Raw genomic sequence first — 11,983 nt, 5'->3', positions numbered from 1 at the left:
ATTCGGGCCAAGGCGTATGTCTGCGTTCTAGTCGAAATAGTTGACGAGGCGCGTGTCGCCGACGGCATGGACGCGGCAGTCGACATCGAAGATCGCCTGCAACCGCGACGGCACGATCATGTCTTGCGGCGGTCCCTCGAAGGCGAGGCGGCCGCCCTGCATGGCGACGATGCGGTCGGAATAGGCGGAGGCGAAGTTGATGTCGTGCAGCACGACGACCACCGTCTTGGCGAAATCGTCGGCCAGCCGGCGCAGGAGCTTCATCGTCTCGACCGCATGCTTGATGTCGAGATTGTTGAGCGGCTCGTCGAACAGCATGTAGTCGGTGTCCTGGCACAGCACCATGGCGATGAAGGCGCGCTGGCGCTGGCCGCCGGAGAGTTCGTCGAGAAAGCGGTTCTGGTAGGGTTCGAGCCCGAGATAGGCGATCGATCGGTCGATATGCTCCGCATCGGCCGCGGTCACCCGTCCCTTGGAATAGGGATAGCGGCCGAAGGCGACGAGGTCGCGCACGCTCAGGCGCGCGCTGATGTGGTTGTCCTGGCGCATGATCGACAGCCGCCGGGCAAGCACGTCGCCGGCGGCGCGGCTGACGTCGAGGCCGTCGACCAGCACCTTGCCTGTATCCATCGGCATCAGCCGGCTGACGATTGACAAAAGCGTCGACTTGCCGGCGCCATTTGGGCCGATGATCGAGGTCAGGCCGCCTGCGGGTAGCGTCAGCGACACCCGGTCGACGACCGCGGTGCCGCCATAGGATTTCGTTACCTCTTGGATCTCGATCATCGCGCGGAGCCTCGGACGAGCAGGAAGATGAAGACTAGGCCACCGAAGAATTCGATGACGATGCTGAGCGCCGTGTTGAAGGAAAACAGCCGCTCGAGGATGACCTGGCCGCCGACGAGCGTCGCGACCGCGATAAAGACTGCGACCGGCAGGACGAAGCGGTGGCTGGCGGTGGGTGACAGCTGCCAGGCGAGACTTGCAACGAGCAGACCGAAGAAGGTGACCGGCCCGACGAGCGCGGTGGAGACCGAGACCAGCACGGCGATCAGCACCAGGAGAAGCGTCACCACGCGCTGATGGTCGACGCCAAGCCCGATCGCCGCCTCGCGCCCGAGCGAGAGCACGTCGAAGGTGGGCGACAACCGCCACAGGACGAAGGTCACGGCGAGGGTGGCTGCGGCGGCAATGCCGAGCAGGTTGGCATCGATACTGTTGAAGCTTGCAAACAACCTGTCCTGCAGGACGATGAAGTCGTTGGGGTCGAGAATGCGCTGCAGGAACGAGGAGAGGCTGCGGAACAGGCCCCCGAGAATGACGCCGACCAGCATCAGGAGATGCAGGCTACGGCTGCCGCCCGAAAAGAGGGCGCGGAACAGGAGCAGCGACAGGCCGACCATCACGGTCGTTTCGAGCGTGAACTGCATCTGCGGGTTCATGCTTGCCGCGCCGGCGGCGCCGAGGAAGAACACCATGACCGTCTGCAGCAGCGTGTACATGGCGTCGAAACCGATGATCGACGGCGTCAGGACGCGGTTACCGGAAATTGTCTGGAACAGCACCGTCGAGACCGCGATCGCGTAGGCGACCAGCACCATGCCGAGAAGCTTTGTGCCGCGGAAAGAGAGGATGAAGCTCCAGCTTCCCTTCGCGCCGATGGTCATGAAGGCGATCATCGACAGCAGCGCCAGCGCAGCGGACGCAAGAAGGACGGTCGACGGAGAGATCCGCTTGGCATCAGCCTGCATGAGACCGCCTCGAAAGCAGGAGATAAAGGAAGACGAGGCTGCCGATCACGCCCATGACCGTGCCCACCGGCACCTCGTAGGGCGCAATCACCATTCGCCCGACGATGTCGCAGGCGAGAACAAGCCCAGCGCCGGAGATGGCGACCACCGGCAATGTGCGCCTGAGATTGTCGCCAAGGGTCAGGCTGACGATATTGGGAACGACGAGGCCGAGGAACGGGATCATACCGACGGTCGCAACCACCGTCGCCGTGACCATGGAGACGATGGCAAGTCCGAGGGTGACCACCTTGTCGTAGTCGAGCCCGACATTGCGGGCGATCGCCTCGCCCATGCCAATGACGGTGAAGCGCGCGGCGGTCGCGTAGGCGACCAGCGTCAGCGCGAAACCGATCCACAGCAGCTCGTAGCGTCCGCGAAGGACGACCGAGAAATCGCCGGACATCCAGGCGCCCATCGACTGCATCAGGTCGTAGCGATAGGCGATGAAGGTGGTAACGGCGTTGACCACGCCGCCGAGCATGAGGCCGATCAGCGGCACCATCAGCGCCGAGCGCAGCGGAACGCGGCGCAGGATCTGCAGGAACAGGGCGGTTCCGGAAAGCGCGGCCAGGGTGGCGAAGGCCATCTTGCCTGCCACCGGCAGGCCCGGCGCGATCAGCATGGCCAGAAGCATTCCGAGGGCGGCAGACTCGGCGGTGCCGGCGGTCGACGGCTCGACGAAGCGGTTGCGCGCCAGCATCTGCATGATCGTGCCGGACACGGCGAGGCCGGCGCCTGCGAGCATCAGCGCCAGTGTGCGTGGCAGGCGGCTTTCGACGACCAGAAGCCAGCCGCGGCCGTCGTCGCTGGCCGCAAGACTGCCGACACCGGTAAAGACGCTGACCGCGGCAAGCAACAGGACGATCGGGATGGCGAACAGGACCGGCCTCATGGTTGCGTCACGCTCCAGCTGCTTTTCGTTCTGATCACCGCTCTCGAATCCGTGGCTGCATTCTTCCATCGACCGCCGCAACGAAACCCCTGAGGCTTGCGGCCGTGAGGAGGTGCTCGATCGAAGGCTCGCCTTAGTCATATATATGATCGGCTTCGTCAAGTTTTGTGAGGCGGGAATGACGCGGAATGCGCGCATTGCCCTCCTGGCAAAATCGCGCTAGGGAGGAGGAGAAAACATGAGGTAAATAGTCATGAATATATCTCCCTTCTCTAATGGTTTGCGCGGACTGCTCGTCGCGGCCGTGATGACGGTTGGCGGCGCATCGGTGGCGATGGCCGAAACACTGAAGATCGAACACAGCAGCGGCGTCACCGAGGTGGAGAAAAACCCGAAGACCGTGCTGGTCTATGATTTCGGCATGTTGGAAACGCTGGATATGCTCGGCGTCGCCGTCGCCGGCGTCCCCGGATCGGCCGTCCCGCCGTCGCTCGAAAAGTACAAGGCCGACACCTATGCGAAGATCGGCACGCTGTTTGAGCCCGACTTCGAGGCGATCAATGCGGCGGAGCCCAACCTCGTCATCGTCGGCGGGCGGTCGCAGGCGAAATATGCTGAAGTCGCCAAACTGGCACCGACGATCGACCTGACCTCGGACGACAAGGATCTGATCGGCAGCGTCAAGAAGAATGCAGAGATCCTCGGCGAGATTTTCGGCAAAGAAGCCGAGATCAAGGCAAGCATCGCCAAGCTCGATTCCTCGATCGAGGCGCTGCGTGGCCTTGCTGCGGAACGTGGAACGGGTCTCATCCTGCTGACGACCGGCGGAAAGATCAGCGCCTATGGCAAGGGATCGCGCTTCGGCGCGTTGCATGACGTTTTCGGGATCAAGCCGGCCGATCCCGAGCTGCAGGTCGCGACCCACGGCCAGGCGGTTTCCTACGAATACATTCTCGAAACCAACCCCGACTGGATCTTCGTCGTGGATCGCGATGCAGCCATCGGCCAGCAGGCACAGCCGGCAGCGGCCCTGCTCGACAACGAACTCGTGCGGCAGACCAAGGCCTGGAAGGACGGACACGTCGTTTATCTCGACTCCGCCAAGCTTTACCTCACGGCATCGGGCCTGAAGTCGCAACAGGACATTGTCGATCAGCTGGCGCAGGCGCTGAGCAAGAAGTGATCGCAGCGGCGAGCCGCCTTGCGGTGTCGCCGCGTGGTGCCCGATTGCATCATTGAGTGACAGGCAGCGCGCCGCTTTCCAGGCGCGCTGGTCATGGCTGCCTCTTTCGGCGTTGCCTGACGTCGCCGGGCGCGGTTTTCGTTGCTGGAGCGGATTTCGGAAAAAGGGGAGGCCAACACCAAATACCCTTAACTCTTACGGTATTTTTCCGGTGTTGGCTCCGTTTGGAAGAACGATAATATCTTGATTTAGAGATTTTCGCTTTTTTGCTAAATTTATTTTAGTTTTTACTTTTTTATATAATTTATGCCCGGATTTAAGTCCGGTCTTTATGTTGACTTGCTTTACGCTTACTCGGTGGAACGCTGACGCTACTCTCCGGAGGTCGAGGCTTCTCACGGCTGGAAGCGCTTGGTGGCGCTCAGCCGGTCCCTTTTGATCTTCCGGAACGAACGCTCAATTTGACACCAAATGGCGTGGCGCGGAAGATACCAATTCTAGTTAGTGGTTTGTAATTACTGACACTTTCTCGCCTAGCCATCGACCGCAAGCCATTGGCGCAGCGAGGAAATCCCCTGCTTTTTCAGGGGCATCTGCCGACCGGTACCTCCGCGCTTTCCACGCTTTGCGCTTGGCTTCGGGCTATCGTCGACAGCAGCGGACGGGCCTCCTAGTACCAACTAAGTATTCCTGCGTATATCGGAGCGGAAGAGGGGGGTTAAGCGCGGCTGCACGAGGCCGCTTAACTAATCCATTTATCGCGTGCCGTCGGGTCCGACTTGGCAGAAATGCATAGGACGCTCGCTCTGCTGGGGGTATCCTAGAGGCTTGTTTTTGAGAGCGTTCCGCGTCTTGGTAAACAGAACGTTAGCAATATAACCCAAAGATGGTTCGATTTATAACGATTTAAGTGCCCTTGCGGCGCTTCTCTAATCCTTTTGGGCTGTTTCGTTGCGGAGATCTTTACGTTACATTAGCTATCGCGAATTTTATCGCACAGGAATAATCGTGACGCATAAGTGGTTCCGAATAAATTTTTTGAAAGTGGGGCGTGCCCACGGCCAGACCGGGGCACCCATAAAAATAAATGGAAAAATCCTAGGAGGGCGTAATGTATCCTGGAAGCTCCAAAGTGGGTGATTTTGAAGATAACAACAAGGCTTTGTCACAAAAGAAAAAAATCGTAATGCTCGCCAAGATCGACCTGTTCGCCGAATGCCTGATGCAGGCCGTCGGGTCCAGGTTTCAAGGGCACGATATCGTCAGCTTCTCCGATCCCGACAATCTGCTTGACGGTAGTCTCGTCGATGTCACGCTGATCATGCTGTACCGGATGCCTCCCAAGTCCTTTCCGGCTATCTTGCGGACCATTCACGAGTTCCACCCGCGGGCATCGATTGGCCTGGTGGTGGAGAATGCCGAGGAACTCGATCCGTCGATTGCCGGCTTCGTCGAAGAGCGCCTCATCCATGGCGTCCTGCCGTTGAACCTCAATCTGGATGTCTGCCTTGCAGCCATCGACTTACTGATGAAGGGCGGCGAACATTTCCCGGCGGCTCTGCTGCGGCGGCTTTCTCCCGAGCCTTTCGCGGCGAACAGCCTTTATGGCCGGCGCGGGGAGGCCCCGGGCCAGACGACCGTTTCGGGAACAGGACGGCGCAAGCGCGATGCTGGCCCCGATGGCCTGACGACACGCGAGGTCCAGATCCTCGATCTGATCTGCAAGGGCACGCAGAACAAGATCATCGCGGACCGGCTCGGGCTGTCGGAAAATACCGTCAAGGTTCACGTCCGCAACATCTATAAGAAGATGAACGTTCGCAACCGTACGGAAGCGGCGTCTCGATACTTCACCAACGATGCGGCGACGGAGCGCAACGGCGACGTCCTCCTGTCGCGTTGGAAGAACTAGGCGCGACGTAAGGCAGACATTTGTCTGCTTGAGGGCTTGGCCGTCGTCGAAGGCGTGCCAAGTTCTATTCGGCCCCAGGTGCGTTCTCCTGGGGCTGATTCCCGAAATCAAATGCTACTTTGAGCCTGCCCCGGCGATTGGCCGGGCGGTCCCGCTGTGGCATGTCTCCTCGACAGGTGCGTGAAAGTTCGAAGGATCACACCGAAAATTACCCTAGAATATACTGGTAAATATTTCGTTACTTTTGGCCTGGATTGGCTGAAATGTAATCACATATGATTATGTCAATAGTAATTTGTTGTAATTTTGGATTATTTACTGGAAATATATTCCATACATATTGACTGGACGGTTCGTATTTGATAATTAGCTAATATTGAAATTGAGAATCTAAAAAATATTGATTGAAATTGAATAGTTTATTTTTTGTCGGGTTGTGCGTGTCGTTGTAATAAAGAGAATATTTTTATTATCTATTGCGCTCGCATCCCGTCTCCAAATCACCAACAAAAATGGTGAGTTTAATAATTGGAGGTGCGCATGCGAAAGGTCGTCACGGGACCGCTGTCCGTGGTCGGACAGCGGGAGTTTCTTAAGAAGATCGCAGGAATACCGAAGAGAATACTAGTAACGGGTGGAAGTGGTTTTCTCGGATCTCATATTTGCGAAAGACTTATTTCCCTGGGTCATACGGTCATCTGTCTTGACAACTTTTCGACCGGCCGGCGCGAAAATCTCTCTCATCTGGCGCAGGACCCCCATCTCCACATCATCGATCACGACGTTCGAAAGCCCTACCTGATCGATGCCGATGTCATCTTCAACTTTGCCTCCCCCGCGTCACCACCGGACTATCAGGCGGACCCGGTCGGGACATTGATGACGAACGTTCTCGGCGCGCTGCATGCGCTCGAAAACGCCAAGGCCACTGGCGCCACCGTCATCCAGTCTTCGACTTCGGAAGTCTATGGCGATCCGCTGACCAGTCCGCAGCGGGAAACCTATTTCGGCAACGTCAACACGATCGGGCCGCGAGCCTGCTATGACGAAGGCAAACGGTCGGCCGAGACGCTGTTCTTCGACTACCACCGGACCTACGGTGTGAAGATCAAGGTCGCGCGTATCTTCAACACCTACGGTCCGCGCATGCGGCCCGACGACGGGCGGGTGATATCCAACTTCGTCGTCCAAGCCCTGCAGGGCAAGGACCTGACGATCTATGGTGACGGGCACCAGACCCGGTCCTTCTGCTATGTCGACGACCTGATCGACGGTTTCCTCCGTCTTTCGGTCTCGGCCGACCCGTGCACCGGGCCGATCAACCTCGGCAATCCCGGAGAGTTCACGGTTCTCGAGCTCGCGCGAATGGTGCTTTCGATGACGGGCTCGCGCTCGCGCATCGTGCATCTGGCGGCGGCCACCGACGATCCCCGCCAGCGGCGACCCGATATCACCCAGGCGCGTGGCGAGCTCGCATGGGAGCCGAAGGTGATGCTGCGCGAAGGCCTTGAGCGCACGATCGCCCATTTCGACGAGCGCCTCAGTGCGGCCGGTCGCGCAGTGGCCGGAGAGGCGGTATGACATGTCTCGCGTCGCACTGGTCACCGGCGGAGCCGGCTTCATAGGCAGCCACACCTGCAAGCGTCTGGCTGAGCAGGGCATCGTTCCCGTCGTCTACGACAATCTCTCGACGGGGCATCGAGCCAACGTGAAATGGGGCCCCCTCGTGGAGGGGGCGATCGAGGACAAGGAACGGCTGGCGGCGGCAATCCGGACCCATTCGCCCGAATGCCTCATCCACTTTGCCGCATCCGCCTACGTCGGGGAATCGGTCGAGGATCCCGGAAAATACTACACCAACAATGTCGCCGGCAGCATCGCGCTTCTGGAAGCCTGCCGGGCGACCGGACTTGGACGCATCGTCTTTTCCAGCTCGTGCGCCACCTACGGCATCCCGCCGCAGCTGCCGATTACCGAGGACATGGTTCAGCTGCCGATCAATCCCTATGGCCGCACCAAGCTGATGATCGAACTGATGCTTGGCGACTATGCCCGTGCCTACGGCATCCGCTCGGTGGCGCTGCGCTACTTCAATGCGGCCGGCGCCGATCCGGAAGGGCAGCTGACCGAAAAACACGATCCGGAAACGCATCTCATTCCCCGTGCGCTGATGGCGGCGGCCGGGCGGATCGACAGGCTCGATGTCTTCGGCGACGACTATGCGACACCGGATGGCACCTGCATCCGCGACTACATCCACGTGACCGATCTTGCCGACGCGCATGTGGCGGCGGTGAACTATCTGCGCGACGGCGGCGAGGTGTTGCACGCCAATCTCGGTTCTGGCCATGGGACGTCGGTCCGGCAGGTGCTGTCGGCCATCGACCGGGTCACCGGTCGGCCGGTCCCGGTGCAGATGCTGCCGCGCCGGCCCGGCGACCCGCCGGTTCTCTATGCCGACACGAACTGGGCGCGCCAGAGGCTGGGTTTCCGTCCGCAGCTTTCGGACATCGACACGATCATCGCGACGGCCGCGCCGAGCTTCGGCCTGGAGGTGCGCTCATGAACTGGTCGCTGGAAACCGCGAAACCGGATGAGACGATCGCCTTCGGGCAGAGCCGGAAGGCCGCTTCGGCGCCCGCCGCCCTGTTTTCGGGCCGGCTGCGACTGCTCCATGTCCTCGGCATTGCCGCATGGTTTGGCGCCCTCCTGTATTTCTGGCAGTGGTGGCTTGATCCTGCCCACGTCGTCGACTGGCCGTCCTATGTGCTGATCACGGTGGTCGTCGGATGGATCACGCTGCTGCCGGTCTATTTCATCGTGATCTTTTCCGGCGCGAAGGTTATGGCGGCAAGCGCCGGCCCGGTGCCGCAGGGGCGGGTCGCGATGGTGGTAACCAAGGCGCCTTCGGAACCCTTTTCGGTGGTGCGCAAGACGCTGCTCGCCATGCTCGACCAGACCGGCTGCGAATTCGACGTGTGGCTCGCCGACGAAGATCCGTCGCCGGACACGATTGCCTGGTGCGCGGCGCGCGGGGTGATGATCTCCACGCGAAAGGGCGTCTCAGACTACCATCGCTCTTCCTGGCCGCGCCGGACCCGGTGCAAGGAGGGAAACCTCGCCTATTTCTACGATCACTATGGCTACGAGCGCTACGATTTCGTCGCCCAGTTCGATGCCGATCATGTGCCGGAAACCACCTATCTCGTCGAGGTGCTGCGCCCGTTCAACGACCCGTCGGTCGGTTATGTCTCGGCGCCGAGCATCTGCGATGCCAACGCCGCCACCAGCTGGGCAGCGCGCGGGAGGCTCCACGCGGAGGCCAGCATGCACGGCTCGCTGCAGGCCGGCTACAACAACGGCTGGGCGCCGCTGTGCATCGGTTCGCACTATGCCGTTCGGACGAAGGCCCTGAAGCAGATCGGTGGGCTTGGGCCCGAACTTGCCGAAGACCATTCGACAACGCTGATCATGAATGCCCATGGCTGGCGCGGCGTGCATGCGCTGAACGCGATCGCCCATGGCGACGGACCGGCCAATTTCGCCGATCTCGTGGTTCAGGAGTTCCAATGGTCGCGAAGCCTCGTCACGATCCTGTTGAAATACTCGCCGGTCTACGTGCCGAAGCTGTCGCCGCGGCTGAAGTTCCAGTTCCTGTTCTCGCAGCTCTGGTATCCGCTGTTTTCGTCGTTCATGGCGCTGATGTTCCTGATGCCGATCGTGGCGCTCGTCTCCGGTCGGACCTTCGTCGCCGTCACCTATCCGGAATTTCTGCTGCATTTCGCGCCGCTCTCGCTGGTGCTGATCGCGCTTGCCTATTTCTGGCGCTCGACGGGCACGTTCCGGCCCTATGACGCACGCGTCCTGAGCTGGGAAGGCACGCTGTTCCTGTTTGCACGCTGGCCCTGGTCGCTGCTCGGTTGCCTTGCGGCGGTGCGCGATCATCTGACGGGCTCCTTCGTCGACTTCCGCATCACGCCGAAGGGCGGCGGTGCTGCCGCGCCTTTGCCGCTGCGGGTGCTGATGCCCTATCTGGTGCTCGCCGTCGCGTCGGCGCTGGTCGCCTGGGGTATCTCCGATGCCGGCACGGCGCGCGGGTTTTATGTCTTCGCCGGCATCAACGCGCTCATCTATGCGGGGCTGGTGGCGGTGATCCTCATTTGCCACGCACGCGAAAACCGGTTGGCCCTGATCCCGCGGTCGACGATGACGGCGGCGACGGCCGGGTGCCTGGTGCTGGTCTCGGTGCTCTCGGCTCAATCGGCCGTGCGCCATGGGGCCGAGGCAACCCAGGCGCTGTCGCACGGCCTGCAGTTCGTGAGCTTCACCGAAACGAGATACACGGTCGCCGGTGCCGGCAGCGGCACCAATCTCAAAACCGTTCGCTTCCGCCTGAAATGGAGAGGGTTTTCACAGCCATCCGACGGGCAGGCGCGCGGCGAAATCAGTGCATCGAATGTCATCCAGCAAAGTAACAGGGAAACGATAACGACCAGGAAGGTCGGTCGGTTTCATGTGCCGTCATGACGACGGCAAGCAGTCGAGTGTGTGTGATCTCCAATGCGAGGAGAAATGCAATGAAAGGGTCGTTGAAAGTCATAGCTCTCCCGCTGCTGGTGCCTTTGGCAGCGGCCGCGGTCTATTTCGGCGCCGAGCCGGTCAAGGCGAAGATGGAAGTCAAGCCAAAGCCGCTTAGCGCCTATGAGGTCTACTCGCTCTACCGCAACAAGACCTGGGAATGGTCGACAGGCGGTGCCCGGTTCGAAGCCCACGGGCGCAAGCTCGTGGCGTTCGTCGACAAGGGCAAGGGCGATCGTTCCTTTGCCGAAGGCAACTGGTACGTCAGCGACCTCGGCATGATGTGCATGCAGGCCACCTGGACGACCTCGGCCAATGCCGGCAACGCCCGGAGCTGCTTCGGTCACGCCCGGATCGGCGACACAGTCTATCAACGCAAGGTGCCCAACGGGAAGTGGTACGTCTTCAGCCATGCCAAGCCCCGCGCCGGTGACGAGTACAAACGCTTCGTCGCCCACGACAACATCACGGCCAAGGCACTCCGGCTGAAGGAACAGTTCCTGGCCAAGAAATAGACGTTCTGCTGCAGGAGGATGAAATGAAACGCAAATTGGCATTCGCGCTATGCACGGCTCTGGCTCTCCAGCTGGATCTCAGTGCAAGCTTGGTATCCGCGTTGGCGCAGGAGAAAGCCAATCCTGCGACCAGTGCAGAACAGACGATGAGCGATAAACGTCCGGTCATTCACCCGGGCGGAACGAAGTTCGGTGCCTATGATCCGCATGGCGATTTCGGCGCCCAGAGCGATGTCTCGACCGAGGCCCTGTTCCTGCCTTGGGAAGACGTGGACCTCGCTTCCCTGCAGGTCGCCGACGAGTACGCGCTCCAGCGCAATCGCAACCTGCTGATCACCATCGAGCCCTGGTCCTGGTCGCTGGACTGGAAACTGACGCCGACGCAGCTTCGCGACCGCATGCTCAGAGGTGAGTATGACGCCAACATGGAAGCAATCGCCAACACGATTGCCGGGCTGAAGAGCCCAGTCATCGTGCGCTGGGGCCAGGAAATGGAAGATACGTCCGGGCGTTTCTCCTGGGCCGGCTGGGAGCCCCAGGACTGGATCAAGGCCTACCGGCACGCGATGGACATCGTGCGGGCGAAAGCGCCAAAAGCGCAGATCATGTGGTCGCCCAAGGGGCTGCCGAACCTGGTCGACTACTATCCGGGCGATGACTACGTCGATCTCGTCGGCCTCTCGGTCTTCGGGCTCGAACCGTTTGACAAGATCGAATACGGCGCGCCGAAGACCTTCACCGAGGCACTGAAACCCGGCTACGACCTGGTCGCCAAATACAACAAGCCGATATGGGTGGCCGAGCTCGGATGGGAAGGCAGCCAAGCCTATATGCAGCCCTGGATGAACGCCGCGACGCAAGCGGATTCGCAGTTCCCCAATCTCGCCGAGGTCGTCTACTTCAACGACCGCGACGTCATCGATTGGCCGCACGACCTTGGTCGGCCAAACTGGCGGGTGGTCAACGACGCCACGAACTGAGGCTCTCGCCGATGCGTGCCCCTCTTGGGGCACGTTGGGGGGTCACTGGGCGCGGCTGGCTTGCGGGTGGCCCAGGTCTCCAAAGTAAAAAGCCCCTCGCTTGAGGCGAGAGGCTGATTTGATTGGGCGG

The 11,983-nt window shown here is 60.6% G+C and carries 10 protein-coding genes; 7 read left to right on the top strand and 3 right to left on the bottom strand.

The features are described 5' to 3' along the window. Positions 1-27 precede the first annotated feature (27 nt). From ASE71_RS03875 to ASE71_RS03865, 3 genes are read right to left on the bottom strand one after another with little or no spacing between them, the layout of a single operon-like run. Positions 28-786: an ABC transporter ATP-binding protein gene (locus ASE71_RS03875; RefSeq protein ID WP_060517449.1), complete on the bottom strand. Its 759-nt coding sequence runs from the start codon at positions 784-786 to the stop codon at positions 28-30. Next, entirely contained in the window at positions 783-1,751 is a 969-nt protein-coding gene (locus tag ASE71_RS03870; protein ID WP_060517451.1) for an iron chelate uptake ABC transporter family permease subunit, read from the bottom strand. The genes ASE71_RS03875 and ASE71_RS03870 overlap by 4 nt, the downstream gene beginning before the upstream one ends. Next, positions 1,741-2,685 carry an ABC transporter permease gene (locus ASE71_RS03865; RefSeq protein ID WP_060517633.1) on the bottom strand — a complete coding sequence of 315 codons (945 nt, stop codon included), beginning with the start codon at positions 2,683-2,685 and terminating at the stop codon, positions 1,741-1,743. The genes ASE71_RS03870 and ASE71_RS03865 overlap by 11 nt, the downstream gene beginning before the upstream one ends. A gap of 253 nt (positions 2,686-2,938) precedes the next feature. On the opposite strand from ASE71_RS03865, the gene ASE71_RS03860 reads away from it, so the two are divergent. The 7 genes from ASE71_RS03860 to ASE71_RS03830 all read left to right on the top strand — a co-directional run bounded on the left by ASE71_RS03860 (position 2,939) and on the right by ASE71_RS03830 (position 11,853). Then, a complete protein-coding gene (locus ASE71_RS03860) occupies positions 2,939-3,868 on the top strand; it encodes a siderophore ABC transporter substrate-binding protein (RefSeq protein ID WP_034787212.1) in 930 nt (309 codons plus the stop codon). Between the two features lie 1,111 nt (positions 3,869-4,979). Further along, a complete protein-coding gene (locus ASE71_RS03855; RefSeq protein WP_060517453.1) occupies positions 4,980-5,780 on the top strand; it encodes a helix-turn-helix transcriptional regulator in 801 nt (266 codons plus the stop codon). A 540-nt stretch (positions 5,781-6,320) separates the two neighbouring features. Then, positions 6,321-7,361 carry a UDP-glucuronic acid decarboxylase family protein gene (locus tag ASE71_RS03850; protein ID WP_082566281.1) on the top strand — a complete coding sequence of 347 codons (1,041 nt, stop codon included), beginning with the start codon at positions 6,321-6,323 and terminating at the stop codon, positions 7,359-7,361. A 1-nt stretch (position 7,362) separates the two neighbouring features. Further along, entirely contained in the window at positions 7,363-8,346 is a 984-nt protein-coding gene (gene galE / locus ASE71_RS03845; protein ID WP_034787210.1) for a UDP-glucose 4-epimerase GalE, read from the top strand. Continuing rightward, on the top strand, positions 8,343-10,307 hold the full coding sequence (locus ASE71_RS03840) for a glycosyltransferase family 2 protein (protein ID WP_063891148.1): 1,965 nt from the start codon (positions 8,343-8,345) through the stop codon (positions 10,305-10,307). The genes galE and ASE71_RS03840 overlap by 4 nt, the downstream gene beginning before the upstream one ends. 50 nt (positions 10,308-10,357) lie before the next feature. Then, on the top strand, positions 10,358-10,873 hold the full coding sequence (locus tag ASE71_RS03835) for a DUF995 domain-containing protein (RefSeq protein ID WP_034787207.1): 516 nt from the start codon (positions 10,358-10,360) through the stop codon (positions 10,871-10,873). A gap of 23 nt (positions 10,874-10,896) precedes the next feature. Beyond that, positions 10,897-11,853 carry a glycoside hydrolase family 26 protein gene (locus tag ASE71_RS03830; protein WP_060517455.1) on the top strand — a complete coding sequence of 319 codons (957 nt, stop codon included), beginning with the start codon at positions 10,897-10,899 and terminating at the stop codon, positions 11,851-11,853. The last annotated feature ends 130 nt before the right edge of the window (positions 11,854-11,983 follow it).

Source organism: Ensifer sp. Root954 (genome assembly GCF_001429005.1).
Lineage (GTDB): Bacteria > Pseudomonadota > Alphaproteobacteria > Rhizobiales > Rhizobiaceae > Ensifer > Ensifer adhaerens.
This window is presented reverse-complemented; position numbering and strand designations above follow the sequence as displayed.